At 68.1% G+C, this 22,678-nt stretch carries 21 protein-coding genes; 15 read left to right on the top strand and 6 right to left on the bottom strand.

The annotated features are described in order from the left end of the window. Positions 1 to 8 precede the first annotated feature (8 nt). Positions 9 to 635, bottom strand: coding sequence for an LON peptidase substrate-binding domain-containing protein (locus ACQ66H_RS14255; RefSeq protein ID WP_430434564.1), 627 nt, complete (start codon positions 633 to 635; stop codon positions 9 to 11). Continuing rightward, entirely contained in the window at positions 632 to 1,507 is an 876-nt protein-coding gene (locus ACQ66H_RS14250; protein WP_430434563.1) for a DUF6279 family lipoprotein, read from the bottom strand. Before ACQ66H_RS14250 ends, ACQ66H_RS14255 begins: the two co-directional genes overlap by 4 nt. A 189-nt stretch (positions 1,508 to 1,696) precedes the next feature. Here ACQ66H_RS14250 and ACQ66H_RS14245 point away from each other — a divergent pair, with 189 nt between their 5' ends. The 5 genes from ACQ66H_RS14245 (at position 1,697) to ACQ66H_RS14225 (ending at position 9,594) form a co-directional block, all read left to right on the top strand. Continuing rightward, entirely contained in the window at positions 1,697 to 3,874 is a 2,178-nt protein-coding gene (locus tag ACQ66H_RS14245; RefSeq protein WP_430434562.1) for an ABC transporter substrate-binding protein, read from the top strand. Then, complete coding sequence (locus ACQ66H_RS14240) at positions 3,871 to 4,848, top strand: ABC transporter permease (protein ID WP_430434561.1); 978 nt, start codon at positions 3,871 to 3,873, stop codon at positions 4,846 to 4,848. Before ACQ66H_RS14245 ends, ACQ66H_RS14240 begins: the two co-directional genes overlap by 4 nt. A gap of 247 nt (positions 4,849 to 5,095) precedes the next feature. Continuing rightward, positions 5,096 to 6,544 (top strand): ABC transporter permease, encoded by a 1,449-nt coding sequence (locus tag ACQ66H_RS14235; protein WP_430434560.1) that lies wholly within the window; start codon positions 5,096 to 5,098, stop codon positions 6,542 to 6,544. Further along, positions 6,505 to 8,526, top strand: a complete 2,022-nt coding sequence (locus ACQ66H_RS14230; protein ID WP_430434559.1) for a dipeptide ABC transporter ATP-binding protein — start codon at positions 6,505 to 6,507, stop codon at positions 8,524 to 8,526. The genes ACQ66H_RS14235 and ACQ66H_RS14230 overlap by 40 nt, the downstream gene beginning before the upstream one ends. A 24-nt stretch (positions 8,527 to 8,550) precedes the next feature. Continuing rightward, on the top strand, positions 8,551 to 9,594 hold the full coding sequence (locus ACQ66H_RS14225) for an NAD(P)H-dependent flavin oxidoreductase (RefSeq protein ID WP_019917577.1): 1,044 nt from the start codon (positions 8,551 to 8,553) through the stop codon (positions 9,592 to 9,594). 36 nt (positions 9,595 to 9,630) lie between these two features. On the opposite strand, the gene ACQ66H_RS14220 is transcribed toward ACQ66H_RS14225, so the two are convergent. Then, positions 9,631 to 11,151 carry a transglycosylase SLT domain-containing protein gene (locus ACQ66H_RS14220; protein ID WP_430434558.1) on the bottom strand — a complete coding sequence of 507 codons (1,521 nt, stop codon included), beginning with the start codon at positions 11,149 to 11,151 and terminating at the stop codon, positions 9,631 to 9,633. A 174-nt stretch (positions 11,152 to 11,325) separates the two neighbouring features. Between ACQ66H_RS14220 and ACQ66H_RS14215 the strand changes: the two genes are divergently transcribed. Continuing rightward, positions 11,326 to 12,279 carry a GGDEF domain-containing response regulator gene (locus ACQ66H_RS14215; protein WP_430434557.1) on the top strand — a complete coding sequence of 318 codons (954 nt, stop codon included), beginning with the start codon at positions 11,326 to 11,328 and terminating at the stop codon, positions 12,277 to 12,279. A 20-nt stretch (positions 12,280 to 12,299) separates the two neighbouring features. Here ACQ66H_RS14215 and gloB read toward each other — a convergent pair whose 3' ends face one another. Continuing rightward, the gene (gene gloB / locus ACQ66H_RS14210) at positions 12,300 to 13,061 is read right to left on the bottom strand and encodes a hydroxyacylglutathione hydrolase (protein WP_430434556.1); all 762 of its coding nucleotides are present in this window, start codon (positions 13,059 to 13,061) and stop codon (positions 12,300 to 12,302) included. A 75-nt stretch (positions 13,062 to 13,136) separates the two neighbouring features. On the opposite strand from gloB, the gene ACQ66H_RS14205 reads away from it, so the two are divergent. From ACQ66H_RS14205 to moaE, 8 genes are all read left to right on the top strand, one after another. Then, positions 13,137 to 13,874 carry a class I SAM-dependent methyltransferase gene (locus ACQ66H_RS14205; RefSeq protein ID WP_430434555.1) on the top strand — a complete coding sequence of 246 codons (738 nt, stop codon included), beginning with the start codon at positions 13,137 to 13,139 and terminating at the stop codon, positions 13,872 to 13,874. A gap of 33 nt (positions 13,875 to 13,907) precedes the next feature. Next, the gene (gene rnhA / locus ACQ66H_RS14200) at positions 13,908 to 14,342 is read left to right on the top strand and encodes a ribonuclease HI (RefSeq protein WP_019917582.1); all 435 of its coding nucleotides are present in this window, start codon (positions 13,908 to 13,910) and stop codon (positions 14,340 to 14,342) included. A 67-nt stretch (positions 14,343 to 14,409) separates the two neighbouring features. Next, complete coding sequence (gene dnaQ, locus ACQ66H_RS14195; protein ID WP_430434554.1) at positions 14,410 to 15,129, top strand: DNA polymerase III subunit epsilon; 720 nt, start codon at positions 14,410 to 14,412, stop codon at positions 15,127 to 15,129. A gap of 127 nt (positions 15,130 to 15,256) precedes the next feature. Further along, the gene (locus tag ACQ66H_RS14190; RefSeq protein ID WP_430434553.1) at positions 15,257 to 16,294 is read left to right on the top strand and encodes an isocitrate/isopropylmalate family dehydrogenase; all 1,038 of its coding nucleotides are present in this window, start codon (positions 15,257 to 15,259) and stop codon (positions 16,292 to 16,294) included. Positions 16,295 to 16,443: 149 nt separating this feature from the next. Further along, on the top strand, positions 16,444 to 16,944 hold the full coding sequence (mobB, locus tag ACQ66H_RS14185) for a molybdopterin-guanine dinucleotide biosynthesis protein B (RefSeq protein ID WP_019917587.1): 501 nt from the start codon (positions 16,444 to 16,446) through the stop codon (positions 16,942 to 16,944). A 231-nt stretch (positions 16,945 to 17,175) separates the two neighbouring features. After that, a complete protein-coding gene (locus tag ACQ66H_RS14180) occupies positions 17,176 to 18,393 on the top strand; it encodes a molybdopterin molybdotransferase MoeA (protein ID WP_430434552.1) in 1,218 nt (405 codons plus the stop codon). Between the two features lie 9 nt (positions 18,394 to 18,402). After that, entirely contained in the window at positions 18,403 to 18,657 is a 255-nt protein-coding gene (gene moaD / locus ACQ66H_RS14175) for a molybdopterin converting factor subunit 1 (RefSeq protein ID WP_430434551.1), read from the top strand. A gap of 10 nt (positions 18,658 to 18,667) precedes the next feature. Continuing rightward, positions 18,668 to 19,126 carry a molybdopterin synthase catalytic subunit MoaE gene (gene moaE, locus ACQ66H_RS14170; RefSeq protein ID WP_430434550.1) on the top strand — a complete coding sequence of 153 codons (459 nt, stop codon included), beginning with the start codon at positions 18,668 to 18,670 and terminating at the stop codon, positions 19,124 to 19,126. 4 nt (positions 19,127 to 19,130) lie between these two features. Here the strand turns inward: moaE and ACQ66H_RS14165 are convergent, their stop codons facing one another. Beyond that, positions 19,131 to 21,269 (bottom strand): 4Fe-4S binding protein, encoded by a 2,139-nt coding sequence (locus tag ACQ66H_RS14165; RefSeq protein WP_430434549.1) that lies wholly within the window; start codon positions 21,267 to 21,269, stop codon positions 19,131 to 19,133. A gap of 213 nt (positions 21,270 to 21,482) precedes the next feature. Between ACQ66H_RS14165 and ACQ66H_RS14160 the strand changes: the two genes are divergently transcribed. Beyond that, on the top strand, positions 21,483 to 22,316 hold the full coding sequence (locus ACQ66H_RS14160; protein WP_430434548.1) for a tetratricopeptide repeat protein: 834 nt from the start codon (positions 21,483 to 21,485) through the stop codon (positions 22,314 to 22,316). 129 nt (positions 22,317 to 22,445) lie between these two features. On the opposite strand, the gene ACQ66H_RS14155 is transcribed toward ACQ66H_RS14160, so the two are convergent. Beyond that, entirely contained in the window at positions 22,446 to 22,658 is a 213-nt protein-coding gene (locus ACQ66H_RS14155; protein WP_430435643.1) for an ATP-binding protein, read from the bottom strand. Positions 22,659 to 22,678: the final 20 nt, after the last annotated feature.

Below are 22,678 nucleotides of genomic sequence, written 5' to 3'. Positions count from 1 at the left end.
GCGCCAGCTCAGCCCTCGAAACTGCTGCGGTCGAGCACGTCGCCGACCAGTTCGAGCCGCAGCAGCGGGTCGCGCATTTCCATCAACCGCTGCTTGTCGTCCGGCTGCAGCGGCAGCAGTTCGCACCAGCGGTTGGCGACCCAGCCGGCGTCGTCGAAGTGCTTCGGCGTATCCGACGGCGTGAATTCGGAGGCGGTCAGCGCGTCGAGCACGCGCACCAGAGCGGCCGCGACGTAGGTGAGGTCGGGCGGTACCGCGCAAGGCGGGTCGGCCGGAATGTCCTCGACGTCGGCCATCCACAGGCCGTGCGGTGTCTGCGAACTGGCGGTGACGCGAAAGCGCGTGCTGCCGCGGGTGAAAATCTCGTACAGCCCGGGCTGCGGCTGTGCGAAGTGGGTGATCACCGCGCGCGTGCCGATGGCGTGGAAGCGCTCGGGTGCGGGCATGCCCGCACGCATCACTTCAGTGCCCTGGATCAGCGACACGACGCCGAAAGGCGTACCGGCGCGGTGGCACTTCTTGATCATGTCGAGGTAGCGCACCTCGAAGATGCGCAGCGGCAGCAGGCCGTCCGGGAATAGCACGGTGCCCAGCGGGAACAGCGGAATGGCGTGGTCGGTCAGCGTGGTCGTCATGAGCGGGCCTGCTGGGTGGTCGGTGCGCGGCAGGTGATGCCGTCAAGTTCGGTGGCGAAGCTGGAAACTTCGCGCTGCAGGTGCCGGCGCTGCCCGTCGGACAGTGACGCCGACAACTCGCTCAGTGCCTGCGCTGCGCGCGCCCGGTTATCGCGGAAGGCCTGGGCGTAGCCCGGCGTCCAGTGCTGCTCGGGTGCGACGAACATCGCTTCGAGTTCGCGTCTGAACGCTTCGGGCGCCAGATCGGTACGCGCCAGCAGATCGGCCATCGCAGCCTGCCAGCGGCGGCGGCTTTCAAGACTGTCGTCGCTGCGGCTGCGCACCTCGCGCGCCCAGCGGTTGACGATGTCGCGCTGTGCCGGCGTGAGCCGGCCGATCCAGTTCTCGATCCGTTCGCGCAGCCGGGTGCTGCGCTCGCGCACGATGTCCTCCGCAGGCGGCTCGACCCACTCCTTTACGTATTCGCGGGTATTGCGCTCGAAGCGGCGCTTCAGTGCGGCGATCTGCTCCGGCTTCGCGCCGGCGACCAGCGGCCCGATTTCGCGCGCCGCTTCGCTGGCGGCGGTGCGGGCGAAGCCGAGCACGGTGTCGATGTGGGCGTCGATGCGCGCAACGCTCGCACCGGCGCGCAGATCTGCGTTGACCTGCCTCAGCCATCCGGCGTAGCCCGGCAGCTGGCTGCTGCAGTGCCAATCTACCCAGCGCGTCAGCGCCGGCTGCACGGCGGCGCGCTGCGTGCTGTCCAGCGGCAGGTAATCGTCCAGACGCCAGGCGATCAGCCGGTCGAGCTGGTTGTAGCCGACCTGCACCATGCTGCAGGCGGCCAGCAGCACGGTACTCAACAGCAGCAGGGGACGTCGCCAGTCGGCCATTGCCATATCGGGAGGGTGGATGCGTGTTTCTGTACAGGATGGACTATAGGGTCTGTTGCCATCGAATCGAGCGCGGCCCGCGATTCAATGGCAACAGACCCTAGACCCGTATCGCGGCCGCGGGTTCGTGCGAAACCTTTTTCCGCCGGTCCGCTCACAGAGCGAACGCCGCCGCCTACAATCGCGCCCATGACCCGACCGCGCCCGTCGATCCGCTCCCTGCGCCGCCTGCTGGCCTTGTCGTTGACGCTGCTGCTGGCCGCCTGCGGCGAGGTGTGGAACGACCCCTACCCGGCGGCCGAGAGCGGGCAGAACATTCTCTACACCGCCTTCACCGACCGGCCGAAGCATCTCGATCCGGTGCAGTCGTACAGCGAGAACGAAATCACCTTCACGGCGCAGATCTACGAAGCGCCGCTGCAGTACCACTACCTGAAGCGCCCGTTCGAACTGGTCACCGCGACCGCTGAGGCGATGCCGGTGCCGCGCTTCTACGACGCATCGGGCCACGAACTGCCGGCCGATGCACCGGCCGCCGATATCGCCGAGTCGGTGTATGAGATCCGCATCAAGCCGGGCATCCGCTACCAGCCCCACCCGGCGCTGGCGCGCGACGACGCTGGCCACTACCTCTATCACGAAGGCGGTCCCGGAGAGCGGCGCACACTGTACGACTTCGAGCGGACCGGCACGCGCGAGCTGGAAGCCGCTGACTACATCTATCAGATCAAGCGTCTGGCGCACCCGGGGCTGCATTCGCCGGTGTTCGGGCTGATGAGCGACTACATCGTCGGCCTGAAGGAATATGGCGACACGCTGAAGGCGGCGGCGAAGACCTTGCCGTCCGGCCAGTGGCTGGACCTGCGCAAGTACGACCTGGCCGGCGTCGAGCTGGTCGACCGTCACACCTACCGCATTCGGCTCAAGGGCAAGTACCCGCAATTCCTATACTGGCTGGCCATGCCCTTCTTCGCGCCGGTGCCGTGGGAAGCCGACCGCTTCCATGCGCAGCCGGGGATGGCCGAGCGCAACCTGACGCTGGACTGGTATCCGATCGGCACCGGTCCTTACATGCTGAGCCAGAACGATCCGAACGCGCGCATGGTGCTGACGCGCAACCCGAATTTCCGCGAAGAAACCTATCCCTGTGAAGGCGAGGTGGGCGATCGCGAGGCCGGCCTGCTCGCCGACTGCGGCAAGCGCCTGCCGCTGGTCGATCAGGTCGTGTTCACCCGCGAGAAGGAACAGATCCCGTACTGGAACAAGTTCCTGCAGGGCTATTACGACGCCTCCGGCATCAGTTCCGACTCCTTCGACCAGGCGGTGCAGTTCGGCCAGACCGGCGAGGTGAACCTGAGCGACGACATGAAGGCGCAGGGCATCCGGCTGCAGACCTCGGTGTCAACCTCGACCATGTACATGGGCTTCAACATGCTGGACCCGGTGGTCGGCGGCATGGGCGAGCGCGGACGCAAGCTGCGTCAGGCCATCGGCATCGCGCTCGACCAGGAGGAGTTCATTTCCATCTTCCAGAACGGCCGCGGCCTGCCGTCGCAGTCGCCGCTGCCGCCCGGCATCTTCGGCTACCGCGACGGCCGCGAAGGCATGAACGCCTTCATGTACGACTGGGTGGACGGCGAGCCGCGGCGCAAGCCGATCGAGGCGGCGAAGACCCTGCTAGCCGAAGCGGGCTGGCCGGGCGGGCGCGATGCGAAGACCGGCGAGCCGCTGGTGATCAACCTCGACACCACCGGCACCGGCCTCGGCAGCAAGGCGCGCATCGACTGGCTCACCAAGCAGTTCGACAAGTTGGGCGTGCAGCTGGTGGTGCGCAGCACCGACTACAACCGCTTCCAGGACAAGATACGCAAGGGCGCGGCCCAGCTCTTCTTCTGGGGCTGGAACGCCGACTACCCCGACCCGGAGAACTTCCTCTTCCTGCTCTACGGCCCGCAATCGAAGGTGAAGGTGCAGGGCGAGAACGCGGCCAATTACGAGAGCGCCGAATTCGACCGCCTGTTCGAGCGGATGAAGGCGATGGACAACGGCCCCGAGCGCCAGGCCATCCTCGATCGCATGCTCGAAGTGCTGCGCCACGACGCGCCCTGGGTGTGGGGCTACCACCCGAAGAGCTACGGCCTCGAACACAGCTGGGTGTTCAACCGCAAACCATCGACCGTGGCCAACAACACGATGAAGTACACCCGCATCGATCCGGCACTGCGCGAGGCGAAGCGCGCCGAATGGAACCGTCCGGTGCGCTGGCCGCTGTTCGCTTTCGCCGCGCTGCTGCTCGCGCTGGTGTGGCCGGCCTGGCGCCACTGGAAGCGCTCGGAGCAGGCGCGCGCGGTGGGGAGCGGCGCATGATCGCCTACATCATCCGCCGCCTGCTCTATGCCATCCCGATACTGATCGGCGTGAACCTGATCACCTTCGTGCTGTTCTTCGTCGTCAATTCGCCGGACGACATGGCGCGCATGCAGCTCGGCGCCAAGCGGGTGACGCCGGAGGCGATCGAGAAGTGGAAGGCCGAGCGCGGCTACGACCGGCCGCTGGTGTGGAACGCCGATGCGGCAGGACTGGCGAAGGCGACCGACACGATACTGTTCGACAAATCGATGCGCATGTTCGTGTTCGACTTCGGCCGCGCCGACGACGGCCGCGACATCGCGCTGGAGATCGGCAACCGCATGGGGCCCAGTCTGGCCATCGCGATACCGACCTTCCTGCTCGGCCTGTTCGTCACGGTGAGCTTCGCGCTGCTGCTGGTGTTCTTCCGCAACACCGCGCTCGACGTCGGCGGCGTCGTGCTGTGCGTCGCGGCGATGTCGATTTCCGGCCTGTTCTACATCATCGGCGGCCAGTACCTGGTCAGCAAGGTATGGAACCTGGTGCCGATTTCCGGCTACGCGCCGGGGCTGGACGCCGGCAGGTTCCTGATACTGCCGGTGCTGATCAGCGTGGTCGGCGGCATCGGTTCGTCGGCGCGCTGGTACCGCACGCTCTTTCTCGAAGAGATCAACAAGGACTACGTCCGCACCGCCCGCGCCAAGGGGCTGTCGGAACTGCGTGTGCTGTTCCGCCACGTGCTGAAGAACGCGATGATCCCCATCCTGACCGGTGTGGTCGTCGTGATCCCGCTGCTGTTCATGGGCTCGCTGCTGCTGGAGAGCTTCTTCGGCATCCCGGGGCTGGGCAGCTACACGATAGACGCGATCAATTCCCAGGACTTCGCGGTCGTGCGCTCGATGGTGTTCATCGGCTCGGTGCTCTACATCGTCGGCCTGCTGCTGACCGACATTTCGTACACGCTGGTCGATCCGCGCGTGAGGCTCAAATGACGGCCCCCACGCTCACTTCGTTCGCTCAAGAGGACCGGCTTCAGACAGCCGGTCCGTTCGGCCGGCACGGCGCAATGCGCCGCGAGTTCCCGGCCTCACCCCCCCCAGGGGGCTGCGCTTGGCCGCGGTCGGCTTTGCACAGCCGACCGGTTGCGCGGGCGGCGAGCAGTGCTCGCCGAAACCCCCGCTACACCCCTTGGGGCGGCCCTGCGGGCGGCGCGATGGCGCGGCTGTCGTTGGAGGGCGCATGATCTTCAAACCCGTGTTGCTATGGTCCGACCTCCTGCTCTGGTCGCTGGTCGCCGGTGCCGTGGTGCTTGCCCTCTACTGCCGCAGTCAGGACTACCTGCGCCGTGCCTGGCGCCGGGTCGGCGAGTCGTCGGCCGCGATGGCGTCGGTCACCGTGCTGGCGGTATTCGTCGCGGTCGGCCTGCTCGATTCGCTGCACTACCAGCCGCGCCTGCCGGCGAAGGAGGGCAGCAGCGAAATCCAGTACGCACCGGAGGTGCTGTCGGCCCTCGATGCACTGTTCGCCGACCTCAGGCTGAACAAGGAAAAGACCTATTCGGCGCCGCTGGCCACGCACGGCTTCGCCAAGGAGACGATGGAGCGCGACGGCGTGCAGACGCGCGATTATCCGCGACTGGTGTTCGGCGGCGCGCACCTGGACGAGCTGTCGCAGCACGACGCCGATCTGCGCAGCCGCGCGCTTTCGGGCGCGCTCAAGGGGGCGCTGCTGTGGGCGGCCTTTACCGGCGTCGTCGTCGGCCTGCTCGCGCTCGCGCAGCGGCGCAGTTACGCCGACACCTGTCGCGCGGTGTGGCGACCAAGGCGATCGGCCGAGCGGCCGATCGCCTGGCGCGCCGTCTTCGTCACCGCCGCCGTGCTCTGTGTGCTTGGCGGCGTCATCGCCGCCTGGGCCGACGGCTACCACGTGTTCGGCACCGACAAGGTCGGGCAGGACGTGCTCTATTTGTCGCTGAAGTCGGTGCGCACCGCGCTGCTGATCGGCACGCTGACCACGCTGGTGACGCTGCCGCTGGCGATCGCGCTCGGCCTGATCGCCGGCTTCCGCGGCGGCTGGTGGGACGACGCGATCCAGTACCTCTACACGGTGCTGAACTCCATCCCGGGCGTGCTTCTGATCGCCGCCATGGTGCTGATGATGCAGGTGATCATCGACACCCATCCGGAGTGGTTCGAGACGGCCGCCGAACGTGCCGATGCGCGGCTGCTGGCGCTGTGCTTCATCCTCGGTCTGACCTCCTGGACCGGCCTGTGCCGGCTGCTGCGCGCCGAGACGCTGAAGCTGCGCGAGCTCGATTACGTGCAGGCGGCGCGTGCCTTCGGTGTCAGCGACGCGCGCATCATGGCGCGCCACGTGCTGCCCAATCTGATGCACATCGTGCTGATCGCGCTGGTGATGGATTTCTCCGGCCTGGTGCTGTCGGAGGCCGTGCTGTCCTACATCGGCATCGGCGTCAACAGCTCGATGAACAGCTTCGGCACGATGATCAACGCCGCGCGGCTGGAGCTGTCGCGCGAGCCGGTCGTGTGGTGGTCGCTGGCCGCCGCCTTCGTGCTGATGCTGGCACTGGTGCTCGCCGCCAACCTGTTCGCCGACGCGGTGCGCGACGCCTTCGATCCGCGCTTCCAGTGGCGGGCGCGCCGCACGCTGCGGAGGGCTGCCGTATGAACGTGCCCCTGCTCGAAGTGCGCGGCCTGACCGCTGAACTGGATACGCCGGCCGGCATCGCGCGCGCCGTCAACGCGCTCGACTTCGACGTGCGCGCCGGCGAAACGATGGCGCTGCTGGGTGAGTCCGGCTGCGGCAAGTCGATGACGGCGAATGCGCTGATGCGCCTGCTGCCCGACGTGGGCTACATCGCCGGCGGCAGCGTGCGCCTGTCCGGCCGCGAACTGACCGTGCTGACCGAGGCCAACATGCGCGAGGCGCGCGGCCGCGACATGGCGATGATCTTCCAGGAGCCGGGCACCAGCCTGAATCCGGTGCTCACCGTGATGCAGCAGATCGGCGAGGTACTGGCGCTGCACCGCGGCCTGCGCGGCGCGGCAGCGCGCGCGCGGGCACTCGAGCTGCTGGCTGCGGTCGGTATTCCGGACGCGGCGCGACGGCTCGACGAATATCCCTTCCAGTTTTCCGGCGGCATGAAGCAGCGCGTCATGATCGCGATGGCGCTGGCCGGCGAGCCGAAGCTGCTGATCGCCGACGAGCCGACCACCGCGCTCGACGTGACGATACAGGCGCAGGTGCTCGACCTTCTGGCGAAGCTGCAGCGCGAACAGGGGATGGCGCTGCTGCTGATCACGCACGACCTTGGCGTGGTCGCGCGCATGGCGCAGCAGGTAGGTGTCATGTATGCCGGCCAGCTGATCGAACGCGCGCCGCGCGCGGCCTTCTTCGCGCAGCCGGCGCACCCGTATTCGCAGCTGCTGTTCGCCGCCTTGCCCGACACCGCGCAGCGCGGGGAGTTGGCCACCATCCGCGGCTCGGTGCCGCCGCTGACCACCGATTTCCGTGGCTGTCGCTTTGCCGAGCGCTGTCCGCAGGCCTGGGCGCGCTGCCGCGACGAGGCGCCGGCCTGGCAGTCGGCGGGCGAGGGCCAGCAGGTGCGCTGTCACCTGTACGACCCGGAAGAGGCGGGCCGGCACGCGCAACACGTCGCCCCGTCTGCCGGTGTCGCTGAAGCTGCACCGTCGGGCGATGCGCAGCCGCTGCTGAGCGTGCGCGAGCTGAAGGTGCATTTCCCGATCCGCCGCGGCGTCCTGCAGCGTACGGTGGGTCATGTGCGGGCGGTCGATGGCGTGTCGCTGGATATCCGCGCCGGCCGCACGCTGGCGCTGGTCGGCGAGTCCGGCTGCGGTAAGACCACCGCCGGCAAGGCCGTGCTGCGACTGATCGAACCGACCGCCGGCAGCGTGACACTGGGCGCTCAGGATGTCGGCGCCGCGTCAGGTGCGGCATTGCGCGAACTGCGCGCGCAGATGCAGATGGTGTTCCAGGACCCGTACGGCTCGCTGAACCCGCGCATGCGGGTCGGCGAAATCATCGCTGAGGGCATGTCCGCATTGAAGCGCGCTGGCGGTGACGAGGCGGTGCGCGCACTGCTCGAGCAGGTCGGCCTGCGGCCGGAGATGGCCGATCGCTATCCGCACGAATTTTCCGGCGGCCAGCGCCAGCGTATCGCCATCGCGCGCGCGCTCGCGGTGCAGCCGCGGCTCATCGTCTGCGACGAACCGACGTCGGCACTCGACGTGTCGGTGCAGGCGCAGATACTGAATCTGCTCCGCCGGCTGCAGCGCGAACTGGGGCTGGCCTACCTCTTCATCACGCACAACATCGCGGTGGTTGAGCACCTGGCGCACGACGTGGCGGTGATGTATCTGGGCCGGATAGTCGAGAGTGGTCCGGTCGATCGCGTGCTGCGCGCGCCGCGTCATCCCTACACGCAGGCGCTGCTGTCGGCGGTGCCGCGCATCGACGGCGCGCGGCAGCCGCAGAAGCTGGCGGGCGATCTGCCGTCGCCGGCCAGTCCGCCGTCCGGCTGTGCCTTCCACCCGCGCTGTCCGCGCGCGCAGGCGCGGTGTTCGACCGACCTGCCGCCGCTGGCGGGCGAGGACGGCCGCCAGGCCGTGGCCTGCTGGTATCCGGACTGAGCGCCGTCAACGCGAGGAGGAACGATGACGTTTCCAGCCATCGCCGGCCTGCGCCTGCCGCTCATCCAGGCGCCGATGGCCGGTGTGCAGGATCACCGGCTTGCCGCTGCCGTTTCGAACGCCGGCGGTCTCGGTTCGCTGCCGGCCGCCATGCTGGGTGCCGAGGGTTTGCGCGACCAGCTGAGCGCGCTGCAGGCGCTCACCGACCGGCCGATCAACGTCAATTTCTTCTGTCACGTGCCGCCGTCGCCGGACGCGGCGCGCGAGGCACGCTGGCGCGCTGCGCTCGCGCCGTACTACGCCGAGTTCGGTGTCGATCCGGCGCAGGTGCCGGCCGGGCCGGGGCGCATGCCTTTCAGTACCGGCATGGCCGACGTGCTCGAAGCCTTCCGTCCGGCGGTCGTCAGCTTCCATTTCGGGCTGCCGGCGGCCGATCTGCTCGCGCGGGTCAAGGCGTGGGGCGCCTGCGTGCTGGGATCCGCCACCACGGTGGCCGAAGCGCGCTGGCTCGAAGCGTACGGCGCCGACGCGATCATCGCGCAGGGGCTGGAGGCGGGCGGGCATCGCGGGCATTTCCTGACCGATGATCTGAGCGAACAGCTCGGCACGTTCGCGCTGCTGCCGCAGGTGGTGCGCGCGGTGTCGCGCCCGGTCATCGCCGCCGGCGGGATTGCCGACGCCCGGGGCGTGGCGGCCGCGATGGCGCTCGGGGCGAGCGCAGTGCAGGTCGGCACCGCCTATCTGTGCTGCCCCGAGGCGACGACCTCAGCCGTGCATCGTGCGGCGCTGGGCAGCGAGGCGGCCCGTCACACCGCGCTGACCAATGTGTTTTCAGGGCGACCGGCGCGCGGAATCGTCAATCGGGCGATGCGCGAACTGGGGCCGATCAGTGCCGATGCGCCAGCGTTTCCGCTCGCCGCAGCGGCGATCGCACCGCTGCGTGCGCGCGCCGAAGCGGCCGGAAGCGGCGATTTCTCTCCGCTGTGGTGCGGTCAGAACGCCGCGGGCTGTCAGCCCGTGCCGGCGGCCGAACTGACGCGGATGCTGTCGGCCGGCTTCGCGCGCTGACCGCGCGCCGGCCCGCCCGGCATTCGGTCCACACCGCTATTTTTTCGCTGCAGGCTTTTTCGTTGCGGTTTTCTTGACCGGGACGACGGCCTTTTTCTTGGCGACGGGCGCGGCCTTCTTCTTCGGTGCCGCCGGTTTCACCGCCTTGTTGCCGGACGGCGCTGCGACCGGCACGTTCACCCAGCGCCCGTTCCGCTTGACGCGCTTGTACTTCGGTTTGTCCACACCGAGGCGCGGCGCTTCTTCGGCGTTGCCGGCACCGTCAAGCGACAGGCTGCTGTTCTCGTCGGGCACCAGCAGCGTGGTGCCCGGACCGATCTTCGCCGTCGGCGACAGGCCGTTGAAGCGGCGCAGGCGCCATTCGGTCACGCCGAAGCGGCGGATGACGGTGGTCAGCGTTTCCTTCGGACCCAGCGTATAGGTGCGCCACGGCGCACCGGCTGCGGGTGCGGCATCGGCGTCGCGGTTGCTGAGGTTGGACATGAAGGTGTTGACCGCGTGCGACGGAAGCACCAGCTGCGCGCCACCCTCGCCGGCGCGGATGACCGGTCGCTTGTGCTGCGGGTTGAGCGCCTTGATCTCGGCCACCGGTACGTCGGCAAGTCGCGCCGCAGTGGCCAGATCCATGGTCGGCGCTTCGGCCACCAGCGTGAAGTAGGGCTTGTTCTCGACCGTATCGAGCTCGATGCCGAACAGTTCCGGCTGGGCAATGATGTTCTTGAGCGCCTGCAGCTTCGGCACGTAGTGCCGCGTTTCGTTGGGCATGTTCAGCGAGGCGTAGTCGGTCGGCAGGCCGGCCGCCTGGTTGCGCATGACCGCTCGACCGACCGCGCCTTCGCCCCAGTTGTACGAGGCGAGCGCCAGGTGCCAGTCGCCGTGCATTTCATAGATGCGCTGCAGGTACTCGAGCGCCGCCGCGGTCGAGGCGACGATGTCGCGCCTGTCGTCGCGCTGCGCGTTCTGTTCCAGGCCGTAGAGCTTGCCGGTCAACGGGATGAACTGCCACAGTCCGGAGGCCCGTGCAGACGACAGCGCTTCCGGGTTGTAGGCACTTTCCACCATGGGAAGCAGCGCCAGTTCGGTCGGCAGGCCGCGCTTCTCGATTTCCTCGACGATGTGGAACATGTAGCGGCGGCCGCGCTCGGTCATCCGCCGGAAGTAGTCGGGGCGGTTGAGGTACCAGGCCTGGTGCTCCGCCACCAGCGGGTGGTCCAGATCGGCCATGCCGAAACCCTTGCGGATGCGTTCCCACAGGTCGTCCGGCGGCACGGTGAGGTCGATCGGCCTGATCGCTTCGTCCTCGTTGGCGATCACTTCGGTCGGTTGCGGAAAGGGAATCGGCTCCGCCTTGCCCGGCTTGATGCCCGGCGTCGTGCGGCTGGAGGCGTCCGGGGTGCGACGTACTGCCGGGCGTTCGACCGAGCGGGTGCCGACCGAGGCGCCCGGGGGCTCGGCCGGTTCCTCGGGCACGACGCCCGTGGCCGCACAGCCGGCGAGCGTTGCGGCCGCCAGCACGAGCAGCGAGCGGCGCAGCAGGGAAACGATGAAATGCGGCATTGCGGCGAAAGAGCCAAACCCCGAATGCTAGCCAGCCGGAGCGGGCACCGTCAAACCTTGCTGTCGGGGTGGGGTTGAAGGAGTGCGGATTGACCGCACGTCGCGGACGGGGTTCGTCGGTGTTGTCCTGCGGCTTTGTAAGGTTATGATGGCGAATAAAAAAAGGGTGTGTCCATGAAAGCGCTGGTCATCGAAGATTCCCAGACAGGGCTTGCAGTCGTCAGCCAGCATCTCGAACGGATGGGCATACTGCCCATCGCCGCCACCGACGGCGAGAGCGGCGTTGCAGCGTTCCGCCAGCACAATCCGGACATCGTGCTGCTCGACGTGGTGTTGCCGGGCATGGACGGCTATGAGGTGGCCCGCCGCATCCGTGCCATCGAGCAGTCGGGCGAATGGACACCCATCATCTTCCTGACCGCGCGCACGGCCGATACCGATCTGGTACAGGGCATCACCGCCGGCGGCGACGACTATCTTTTCAAACCGATCAGTGAAGTGGTGCTCGCCGCCAAGGTGCGTGCGATGCAACGCATCCTGCAGATGCGTTACTCGCTGGTGGTGCTGACGCGCAAGCTCGACGCCGCCAACCAGGAACTGACGCGGCTCACCTCACTGGACGGTCTGACCGGTCTCGCCAACCGGCGCCATTTCGACGAGACCATCATGCGCGAGTGGCGGCGTGCGGCGCGCTACAAGCGACCGCTGGCGCTGGCGCTGGTCGATGTCAACCATTTCAAGCAGTACAACGACACCTACGGCCATCTGGGTGGCGACGAATGCCTGAAGTCTGTGGCCAGTGCGCTGCAGGCGGTTTCGCGCCGCCCCAGCGATCTGGTGGCGCGCTACGGCGGCGAAGAATTCGCGCTGGTGCTGCCGGAAACCGACCTCGCCGGCGCGCGCAACGTGGCCGAAGGGCTGTGCGATGCGATCCGCGCGCTCAAGTTGCCGCATGCGACGACGTCGGGCCACGTCACCATCAGTGTCGGGGTCGCCAGCATGATGCCGGGCGTCGGCGCGGGCAGCCCGCAGAGTCTGATCGCCGAAGCCGACCTCGCGCTCTATGCGGCGAAGTCGGGCGGGCGCGATCGCGTCGGTTTCAGACAGGTCGAGACCGTCGCCGGCTGATGCCGGCGCAGGCAGGCTTTTCAGAAGACGTTCTTCCACTCACGCAATACGGCGAACACCTCGACCGGGCTGCCCAGTCGGCGGCCGGCGTGCGCCTCCGCCGCGCGGATGACCGCCGGCTCGCGTGCGCGCACGAAGGGGTTGGTCGCCAGTTCGTCGGCCAGCGCGCTGGGCACGCTCGGCAGGCCGGCCTCGCGCAGCTTCGCTACGCGGCGGATGCGGGCCAGCAGCGCCTGATTGTCCGGTTCGACCGCCAGCGCGAAGCGCAGATTGGCCTGCGTGTATTCGTGCGCGCAATACACACGGGTGTGCAGCGGCAGCGAGGCGAGCCGCGACAGCGAGTGCCACATCTGTTCCGCGCTGCCCTCGAACAGCCGCCCACAGCCGGCGGCGAACAGCGTGTCGCCGCAGAACAGCAGGTCGCCGCCGACGTAGGCGATGTGGCTGCGCGTGTGACCGGGCACTTCCAGCACGGCGAAGGTGGCTGCAAGCGAGGGCAGGGCGACGCGCGAACCTTCGCGCACCACCTCGTCGATATGCTCGATGCGCTCGTCAGCCGGTCCGAACACGCGGGCACCGGTGCGCCGCTTCAGTTCGCCCAGGCCGCCGATGTGGTCGGCGTGGTGATGGGTGATCAGGATGGTGTCCAGGCGCAGCGAATGTTCGTCGAGTGCGGCCAGCACCGGGGCGGCATCGCCCGGGTTGACCACCAGCGCCCGGTCACCTGCGGCGGCGAGCCAAAGATAGTTGTCGCCAAATGCGGGGATCGGATATATCTTCATCCGCCCGATTCTGGCGGCTGGGCTCTGCGTTGACAATGCACCGGCCGCGATCTGCCTGCCCCACGCCTCTTGCCCATGTCGATTCCCGGTCTGCACGAATGGTTGGACACGCCGCAGGGACAGTATGTCCAGCGCTGGGAGCAGGCGCGGGTTGACCAGATCGTGGCCGACGTGTTCGGTTACAACGCGGTGCAGATCGGGCTGCTGGAACACGACTACCTGCGTGCCAACCGGATGCCTTTCAAGCTCTATTGCGAGGACGCGAAGCCGGGCCCGCCGCGGGCGCTGATCTGCGATCCGGTGCAGTTGCCGTTCGCGGCGACCAGCGTCGATCTGGTCGTGCTGCCGCATGTGCTCGAGTTCGCCAGCGATCCGCACGCGGTGTTGCGCGAGGTCGAACGCGTGCTGGTGCCGGAAGGGCAGGTGCTGGTGACCGGCTTCAATCCGTTCAGCCTGTGGGGCGCACGTCGGCGCCTGCGCGAGCGCGACCCTTTCCCTTGGAACGGCGACTGGCTTTCGGTGCCGCGCCTGCGTGACTGGTTCAAGCTGCTCAGCCTGGACACCCAGGCCGGCTGCTTCGGCTGTTACTGCCCGCCGGTACTCAGCGAGAAGTGGCTGGCGCGCTGGCATTTCATGGAAACCGCCGGCGATCGCTGGTGGCCCTTTCTCGGCGGCACCTACGTGCTGCAAGGCATCAAGCGCGTGCGCGGCATGCGACTCATCATGCCGACCTGGCGCGACCGTCGGGCGGCCGCGCGGGCGCTGGCGACGGTGAGTCCGCGCGCGCAGAAACACCGGGCGCCCGGCCAATAGGCGCGGCGCCCTCATCTATGACTGGAGATACGGTTGGACGAAGTCATCATCTACACGGACGGCGCCTGCAGCGGCAATCCGGGCCCCGGAGGCTGGGGCGCGCTGCTGAAGAGCGGCGAACACGAACGCGAGCTGTCGGGCGGCGAAGTCACGACCACCAACAACCGGATGGAACTGATGGCGGTGATCGAAGCATTGAACGCACTGAAGAAACCGGTGCGCGCGGTGGTCTATACCGACTCACAGTACGTGCAGAAGGGCATCAGCGAGTGGATACATGGCTGGAAGCGCAAGGGCTGGAAAACAGCCGGCGGCGATCCGGTCAAGAACGTCGATCTGTGGAAGGCGCTCGACGCCGCGGCCGGCGTACATCAGGTCGAATGGAAATGGGTGAAAGGTCACGCCGGTCACCCGGAGAACGAACGCGCCGACCGGTTGGCGCGGGAGGCCATCCCGGCCCGTCGTTGATCGCTGTCAGCGAACTGCAAGTTCTGGCCGGTACAATCCGGCCCGCCTCAAGGAGCCGCCTTTCCCCATGATTCGCCAGATCATCCTCGATACCGAAACCACCGGCCTGGAGTGGCAGAACGGCGACCGGCTGATCGAAATCGGCTGCGTCGAGCTGGTCGGGCGCAAGCGCACCGGCCGCCGGCTGCACATGTACGTGAATCCGGAACGTGACGTGCCGGAGGGCGCGGTGGCGGTGCACGGCATCACCACCGAATTCCTCGCCGATAAGCCTAAGTTCCGCGACGTGGTCAACGAGTTCGTCGATTTCGTGCGCGACGCGGAACTGGTCATCCACAACGCCGCCTTCGACGTCGGCTTTCTCGACAACGAGCTGAGTATCGTGGGCCGGCCGCCCTTGCGCGAAACCTGCGTGTGGCCGGCGATCGATACCGTACGCATGGCGCGCGACATGTTCCCGGGCAAGCGCGCCAACCTCGACGCGCTGTGCGAGCGCTTCGGCATCGAGAACTCGCACCGGGAATTCCACGGCGCGCTGCTCGACGCGGAACTGCTGGTCGAGGTCTATCTGGCGATGACCCGGGGCCAGGAAAGCCTGATCATCGACCTCGAACCTGAGGCCTCCGCGGTGCGTGCCGCCGCTGCCGCGCGCCCGCGTGGTGCATTGCGCCGGGTGCAGGCGAGCGAGGCGGAACTGGCCGAGCACGAGCGCGTGCTGGCCGAGATCGACAAGGCCAGCGGCGGCGCCACGGTCTGGCGCAAGCTCGAACCGGCGCAGGCCGGATGAATACAGGGTCGGTCGGCAGACCCGAAGCCGAGGCAGGTTTCTTGCTTCAGCGGCCGGACATTTCCGGATGCGTCGCCAACCCGGCGGCGCGGTCCGGGGACAATGAACCATTACAGGAGACCCCCGAATGAGCGCGCAGAAAATCCCCGCCACACTGATCCCCGGTGACGGCATTGGACCGGAAATCATGGAAGCCGCCCTGGCGGCGCTCGAAGCGGTGGGGGCTCCGTTCGAGTGGGAACAGATGCCTGCCGGCATGGGCGCGCTGAAGAGCGAAGGCGATCCGTTGCCGGCGAAGACGCTGGACAGCATCCGGCGCACCCGGCTGGCACTGAAGGGCCCGCTGGAAACGCCGGTCGGCGGCGGTTTCCGCTCGATCAACGTGCGCCTGCGCGAGGAGTTCAAGCTCTACGCCAACATCCGCCCGGCGCAGACGCTGATCCCGGGCGGCCGCTACGACAACATCGACCTCATCGTCTGCCGCGAGAACCTCGAAGGCCTGTACATGGGCTACGAGCACTTCATCCCGATCGAGGGCGACCCGCACGCGGTGGCGATGTCAACCGGCGTGAATACCCGCCAGGGCGCGCGCCACATTCTCGAATACGCCTTCGAACACGCGATCGCGCTCGGTCGCAAGAAGGTGACCGTGGTGCACAAGGCCAACATCATGAAGGCGCTGACCGGCATCTTCCTGGAAACGGCCGAGCAGATGTACGAGGAGCGCTACAAGGGCCGCATCCAGTTCGAACAGGTCATCGTCAACGCCTGCTGCATGAAGCTGGTGATGAACCCCTGGCAGTTCGACGTGCTGGTCACGACCAACCTGTTCGGCGACATCCTGTCCGACCTGACTGCGGGCCTGGTCGGCGGCCTGGGCATGGCGCCCGGTTCCAACATCGGCGCCGATGCGGCCATTTTCGAAGCGGTGCATGGCTCGGCGCCTGACATCGCCGGCAAGGGCATCGCCAATCCGACGGCGCTGGTGCTGGCCGCCGCGCTGATGCTGGATCACGTGAACATGCAGGACAAGGGCGACCGCATCCGCAACGCGGTGTCGGAAACGCTGAACATCGACAACGTCCGCACCGGTGACCTGGGCGGCCGCGCCAGCACCAAGGAGTACACCGCCGCACTGGTTGCCCGCATCCGCAACAACGGCTGAGCCGGCGGCTGAACGGTCTGCGTCACGACCGTTCCATCCGGCCGGCGGCGTCCGGAGATCGACCTGCTCGGGTCCGGTTTCCGGACGTGGTCCGCCAGTCGGGCCCGCTTCCGGGCGATAATCGCGTTTTCCCCGCGCCCGCCCACCCCATGAAAGTTTTCGGATTTGCCGGCTACAGCGGTTCCGGCAAGACCACGCTGATCGAGCAGCTGATTCCTCACTTCGTGCTGGAGGGGCTGACCGTGTCGCTGATCAAGCATGCGCACGCGGGCTTCGACATCGACAAGCCGGGCAAGGACTCGCACCGCCTGCGCGAGGCCGGCTGCACCGAAGTGATGCTGGTGTCGAACAATCGCTGGGTGCTGATGCACGAACTGCGCGGGCGCCCGGAACCGACGCTGGATGAGCAGATCGCCGCCATGGGCGACTGCGACCTGCTGCTGGTCGAGGGCTACAAGGCCTCGCCGATCCCGAAGCTGGAAATCCACCGCCCGTCCTACGGCCGGCCGCTGATGTATCCGGACAATCCGCACGTGGTGGCGGTCGCCACCGACGAGCCGATGGAACTTCCGCTGCCCCGGCTCGACCTGAATGACGTGGAAGCCATCGCCGGCTTCATCCTTCGCCACCAGGGATTCCGATCATCCTGAGAACCTCGGTTGATCGGCGTTGTGGGCGCGGCTGGCGAGGTGTACGGCAAGGCGCGAGGACGCGGCAGGATGGCTCCCTGCAAGGACGAGCAACGCCGCAGGGCGCCTCGCCAGCCGTGTACGCGGCGTCGAAGCGGTCTCGGCCGGGATTATGAAGGGCAGGCAAATGACGACATTGATGACGACAACTACTCTGATCAATATGCCAAGCGGTCAGCCGAGGTTCTCAGGATGAACGAAATGCTCACGCTGGACGCTGCGGTCGAGCGCCTGCTCGCGGCCGCACGTCCGATCGCCGACAGCGAAACCGTATCGACCTTCGCCGCCGCCGGCCGCGTGCTGGCCGCCGACCAGCGCTCGTCGCTGACCGTGCCGCCGCACGACAACTCCAGCATGGATGGCTACGCCGTGCGTCTGGCCGATCTCGATGCGGCGGGCTGCTGTCTGCCGGTGAGCCAGCGCATCCCGGCCGGTCATGTCGGCGCGCCGCTGGCCGCCGGCACCTGTGCCCGCATCTTCACCGGCGCGCCGGTGCCGCCGGGCGCCGACGCCATCGTGATGCAGGAGTCAACGCGTACCAGCGACGCCGGTGTCTGTTTCGACGAGATTCCGAAGCCGGGTGCGTGGATACGCCGCGCCGGCGAGGACATCCGCGAAGGCGACATCGTGCTGGCTGCCGGCACCCGGCTGCGCGCGCAGGAAGTCGGGCTGGCGGCGTCGATCGGTCTGGCCGACGTGCCGGTAGTGCGCCGGCCGCGCGTCGCGCTGTTCTCGACCGGCGACGAACTGGTCATGCCGGGCGAGCCGCTGCCGCCGGGCGGCATCTACAACTCCAACCGCTACACGCTGCGCGCGCTGTGTGAAACGCTGGGCTGCGAAGTGCTGGACCTGGGCATCGTCCCCGACCGCCTCGACGCCACGCGCGCCGCGCTGCGCGAAGCCGCGGCAAGCTGCGACCTGATACTGACCAGCGGCGGCGTCGGCGTCGGCGAGGAAGACCACATCAAGCCGGCGCTGACCGCCGAAGGCGGGCTGGACAGCTGGAAGATCGCGATGAAGCCGGGCAAGCCGCTGGCGCACGGCCACGTGAAGCGCGCAGACGGCGGTCACGCCGACTTCCTCGGCCTGCCGGGCAATCCGGTGTCCAGCTTCGTCACCTTCCTGCTGCTGGTGCGCCCCTTCATCCTGCGTCGCATGGGCGTGGCCGACGTTACCCCGGAGCCGTTCATGGTGCGCGCCGATTTCGACTGGCCACGCCCCGACCGCCGGCGCGAATTCCTGCGCGTGCGCCGCAACGCCGACGGTGGGCTGGAACTGTTTCCGAACCAGAGTTCGGGCGTGCTCACATCCACCGTGTGGGGCAGCGGGCTGGCCGACATCACCGCCGGTCAGGCGGTGAAGCGGGGCGATGCCGTGCCCTTCCTGTCCTTCGAATCCCTGCTGTACTGAGTCATGACGATGAAGATCAAGGTGCTTTACTTCGCCGCGTTGCGCGAAGCGCTGGGTTCGCCCGGTGAGACGGTCAACCTGCCGGCCGATGTGACCACGCTGGCCGGCGTGCGCGCGCTGATCGCCAGCCGCGGTGGCGACTGGGACAAGCTGGCGCAGATGAAGAACCTGCGTGCGGCGGTAAACCAGCGCATGGCCGAACCGGACGCCGCGGTCGCCGACGGCGACGAAGTGGCCTTCTTCCCGCCGGTCACCGGCGGCTGAGGAGAAAAGCATGAGCGTGAGCGTGCAGCAGGCCGACTTCGACATCGGCGCAGAGATCGACGCGCTGACGGCCGGTCGCACCGACGTCGGCGCGGTGGCCACCTTCACCGGTCTGGTGCGCGACGTCAATGACGGCTCCGGCGTGCATGCGATGACGCTGGAGCACTATCCGGGCATGACCGAGGCGGCGCTGGAGGACATCGTCGCGCAGGCGAAGGCGCGCTGGGACATCCTCGCCGTGCGGGTGATCCACCGCGTCGGCATGCTGCAGCCGGCCGACCGCATCGTGCTCGTCATCGTCGCCGGCAGTCACCGCGGCGAAGCTTTCGCCGCCTGCGAATTCATCATGGATTACCTGAAGACCCGCGCGCCGTTCTGGAAGCGCGAGGACACGCCGGAAGGCAGCCGCTGGGTGGATGCGCGCGAATCCGACGACAGCGCCGCCGAACGCTGGAGGCAGGGCGGCTGAACGTTCAGTTCGTGGCGTCCGCCGTCCGCACTGGAACGGGGAAAGGCGTCACCGTGCGCCCCCTCTTCGCATACAGCAGCACCGGCGCGCAGCGCTGCGGGTCGGCGTGGATGCCAACGCAGTCCAGACACTGGAAACAGTCGTCGTAGCGGATGTCGCCGCTGCGCTCGATCGCGTCGTACTGGCAGCGGTGGCGACAGGTCTGACAGGGCTTGCCGCATTCGGCGCGGCGCACCAGCCAGTCGAAGCGCCTCAGTTTGCCGCCCAGCGCCATCGCGGCACCCAGCGGACACAGGTAGCGACAGAAGAACTTGTAGCTGAAAGCACCCGCCAGCAGCAGGCCGACCGCCCACGCGACATAGGGCCAGGCGCGGTCGAAGCCGACCGTGATCGCGGTCTTGAACGGCTCGACCTCGACCAGACTTTCGGCGATCCGAGGCGCGGTCGCTGCGGCGATGACCAGCGCCGCCAGCAGCGCGTAGCGGCCGCGGTCGAGCGTACGTGCCAGTCGCCGCGGTAGCCGGATCTGCGGGACCCGCAGCTTCTGCGCCGCGATGGCGACGAATTCCTGCAGCGCGCCGAAGGGGCAGAGCCAGCCGCAGAAGGTGCCGCGACCCCAGATGAAGAAGCTCACCGCGGTGAACGCGATCAGCAGCAGCGACACCGGGTCGTACAGGAAGCTCGATAGATCCGATCCGGCGGCCAGCGTCTTGATCGCGCCGGTGATCTGCACGATGGACAGCTGGCCCTGCGCGTGCCAGCCGATGAACACCAGCGTGAACAGCAGGAAGGCGTTGCGGAACAGCGCCAGCCGCCGGGCGTCGCGCGCCATCCAGTCCGGCTTTGCCAGCACCACGCAGAGCAGGACGAGCGCGACGCCGATCGCTGCGAGGTCGGGCCAGCGGCCCTGCCAGGCGACCAGCCATTCGGGCAGCGGCTGTGGCGGATAGACGAACAGGTCGGCGTCCGGCGTGTAGTCGAAGGACACGGTCTGGTGCGTAATGCGCGGCAGCATCATGCCCTTGGCGCGGGTCAGCGTCAGCGTGAGCTGCATCGGCCGCGCCGGGTCCAGCCCCGCCTGGGCGTAGATGCGGAACACGCCGGAGGCATTGAAGGCTGGCGCGCCTGCAGGAGCCGGGTGCTCGAACACCAGATCGCGCATTTCCACCGGCAGCCCGCCCTGGGTCAGCGACAGGCTGGGTGGCGGCGTACCCGGTACGAAGCCTTCGTCCAGCATCGCGATGCGGCCGGCGCTGGCGATCCACAGTGCGTGCTGGCCGTCCTCCAGCTTCTTCATCAGATCGGCGTAACGGGCGTCGCCGAGCACGGCGCGGCCCACCGTCGGCGCATTCAGGTAGCCGACGTAAAGGTTGACCAGCGTGGCGTCCGGTTCGGCCAGCGCGACCTCGTCCGCGCCTTCGCCGTCGGTGCCGGCGAACAGCTTTTCGGCCTCAGCATTGCTGACGCGCAGGTGGCCGATCAGCCCGCGCTTGACCAGCGTGGCGAAATCCAGCCGGTCGAAGACGTCGGCGCGCGCCCGCGCGGCAGGGCCTCGCGCGCCGGGGTCGGCGAAGCCGAGCTTCTCGCGCGCCACCGCGAGGCCGGCCGCCAGCACTGTCTGGTTCACGATGCGTACCGACGCGGTCGCCTTGGTCACGCCATCGAGCACGACGCGGCTGTCGCTGCCGCCCGCGCGTGTATTGCCGTAGGCCGACGACACGGTGATTTCCTGCTTCAGATTGCGGCCGGCGTACTGCTGCACGAATTCCTTCAGCGGCGCTTCGCCCAGCCCGCTGAGGAAGACCGGTTCGTGCTGGCGCAGCACCTCGACGTCAATGAAGCCACCCTTGCGGTCGATGGCGACCAGCAGGTTCATCGGCGTGCCTTCGAAGCCGGGAATCGGTGCTAGGTCGATCGACTCGAACACATAGCCGACCGGTCCGGCCTCCGGTTCCAGTTCGCTGGTGATCGGCCAGACCGGCAGGTCGGCCAGCTTGGGCTGTACGTGCAGAGGCGGCTGGAAGCGGCGGGCGAGGTCGTCGTGGCCAAGTTCGCCAGCCAGCGCCGCGCCGCACAGACAGGAGGCGAACAGCAGGACGTGGCGGACAAGTGCGCCGATGGACGCACGGGAGATCAGGGACATGAAGTCGGTCCGTGTGGGACGACGGGGCCAACGCACTGCATGCTGCTCTGGCGTGCCCCGCAGACGCGCATGCTAATCGGACGCGGCTCGGCGCCTGCCATGGAAAATGCCCGAACAAGCGGCATTCGTGAGCGCGCGATGTAACTTAGACTGCGCCGCGCCTGTCACAGGCTCGCCCTGAAAAACGGGCGCTTACGCCCTGGAGAATCGAACATGCACCCACTTTCCTGCGCCTCGTCGCTGCGCGTCCTGTGCGCGACGCTGACTCTCGGCCTGCTGCCGCTGAGCGCATGGGCCATCACCGACGACGACATCGCCGAGGCGGTGCAGAAGCCGTCCTGGGGGCTGTACAAGGGTTACGCCGAATTCAAGATGGCGCACTACGCCGACGCGAAACGCATCTGGACCGCGCTGGCTGAGCGCGGCAATGGCGAGGCCTGGTTCAATCTGGGCATCCTCGCCGAGGACGGGCTGGGCGAGCCGCAGAATCCGCACGAGGCGCGTCGCCTGTACGAGAACGGCGCCCAGGCGGGCAGCCGCAATTCGGCGCTGCGCCTCGGTCTGCTGCTGCAGGGCGGCAAGCTCGGCCAGCGCGACATCGACGGCGCGCGCCACTGGCTCAAGGTGGCGGCCGACGCCGGCGACCAGGAAGCGGCCACTCACCTTGCGGCGCTGAACGATCCGCAGGGCGGCAGCATCCGCGACCGCGAACTGGCCGAGGCGCGCCGCTTCGAAGCCGAGGGCCGGCACGCCGACGCGGCAGCGATGTACCGCAAGCTGGCCGACTTCGGCGACGTGCGCGGCGTGACGCGACTGGCCTGGGCTTACGAAGCCGGCCGCGGCGTGCAGCGCAATCTGGCCGAAGCGGCGCGGCTGTTCCGCGTCGCCGCGGAGCAGGGCGAGGCGGAGGCGCAGTACGCGCTGTCGGTCATGCTTGACACCGGCGCCGGGCAGACGCGCAACACGGATGAAGCGCTGCGCTGGCTGCGCGCCTCGGCCGGACAGAACTATCCGCCGGCGGTGCAGGCGTTGCAGGCGCGGAACTGAGCAGAACGCCTCTTGCGGGGGAGGGGGAGGGAAGCGCGACTGAATTCCGTGTGCGATTGTCGAGGGCTCCGTTGCGGTCAGCAGACCGCTCGCACAGGAAATGCGCTCGCTTCGTCGCCGTCAGCGGGCTTACCCCGTTGATTGCCGGCCGTGCAAGGGCAGCGCGACGCGCGCCCGCAGGCCGCCCTCGGCGCGGCGCGACAGCGTCACCTCGCCACCTTGGGCGCGGATGACGGCGCGCGAAATGGCCAGCCCCAGGCCGCTGCCGCCCGTGTGGCGGGCGCGCGAGGCTTCGAGGCGCACATAGGGTTCGAATACGTGCTCGAGTTCGGCTTCGGGTATGCCCGGTCCGTCGTCGTCGA

The sequence above is a fragment of the Methyloversatilis sp. genome, from assembly GCF_965284615.1.
In the GTDB taxonomy this organism is placed as follows: domain Bacteria; phylum Pseudomonadota; class Gammaproteobacteria; order Burkholderiales; family Rhodocyclaceae; genus Methyloversatilis.
Note: the sequence above shows the minus strand (reverse complement) of the source record. Positions and strands in the feature narration are given on the sequence as shown.

Coding starts and splice junctions, on each gene's coding strand:
- ACQ66H_RS14220 (WP_430434558.1), bottom strand. CDS start 11,151: ATGCCGCATTTCATCGTTTCCCTGCTGCGCCGCTCGCTGCTCGTGCTG.
- ACQ66H_RS14160 (WP_430434548.1), top strand. CDS start 21,483: ATGCACCCACTTTCCTGCGCCTCGTCGCTGCGCGTCCTGTGCGCGACG.
- ACQ66H_RS14165 (WP_430434549.1), bottom strand. CDS start 21,269: ATGTCCCTGATCTCCCGTGCGTCCATCGGCGCACTTGTCCGCCACGTC.
- ACQ66H_RS14250 (WP_430434563.1), bottom strand. CDS start 1,507: ATGGCCGACTGGCGACGTCCCCTGCTGCTGTTGAGTACCGTGCTGCTG.
- ACQ66H_RS14255 (WP_430434564.1), bottom strand. CDS start 635: ATGACGACCACGCTGACCGACCACGCCATTCCGCTGTTCCCGCTGGGC.
- ACQ66H_RS14235 (WP_430434560.1), top strand. CDS start 5,096: ATGATCTTCAAACCCGTGTTGCTATGGTCCGACCTCCTGCTCTGGTCG.
- mobB (WP_019917587.1), top strand. CDS start 16,444: ATGAAAGTTTTCGGATTTGCCGGCTACAGCGGTTCCGGCAAGACCACG.
- gloB (WP_430434556.1), bottom strand. CDS start 13,061: ATGAAGATATATCCGATCCCCGCATTTGGCGACAACTATCTTTGGCTC.
- ACQ66H_RS14180 (WP_430434552.1), top strand. CDS start 17,176: ATGAACGAAATGCTCACGCTGGACGCTGCGGTCGAGCGCCTGCTCGCG.
- ACQ66H_RS14205 (WP_430434555.1), top strand. CDS start 13,137: ATGTCGATTCCCGGTCTGCACGAATGGTTGGACACGCCGCAGGGACAG.
- ACQ66H_RS14240 (WP_430434561.1), top strand. CDS start 3,871: ATGATCGCCTACATCATCCGCCGCCTGCTCTATGCCATCCCGATACTG.
- moaD (WP_430434551.1), top strand. CDS start 18,403: ATGAAGATCAAGGTGCTTTACTTCGCCGCGTTGCGCGAAGCGCTGGGT.
- dnaQ (WP_430434554.1), top strand. CDS start 14,410: ATGATTCGCCAGATCATCCTCGATACCGAAACCACCGGCCTGGAGTGG.
- ACQ66H_RS14215 (WP_430434557.1), top strand. CDS start 11,326: ATGAAAGCGCTGGTCATCGAAGATTCCCAGACAGGGCTTGCAGTCGTC.
- moaE (WP_430434550.1), top strand. CDS start 18,668: ATGAGCGTGAGCGTGCAGCAGGCCGACTTCGACATCGGCGCAGAGATC.
- ACQ66H_RS14245 (WP_430434562.1), top strand. CDS start 1,697: ATGACCCGACCGCGCCCGTCGATCCGCTCCCTGCGCCGCCTGCTGGCC.
- ACQ66H_RS14190 (WP_430434553.1), top strand. CDS start 15,257: ATGAGCGCGCAGAAAATCCCCGCCACACTGATCCCCGGTGACGGCATT.
- ACQ66H_RS14225 (WP_019917577.1), top strand. CDS start 8,551: ATGACGTTTCCAGCCATCGCCGGCCTGCGCCTGCCGCTCATCCAGGCG.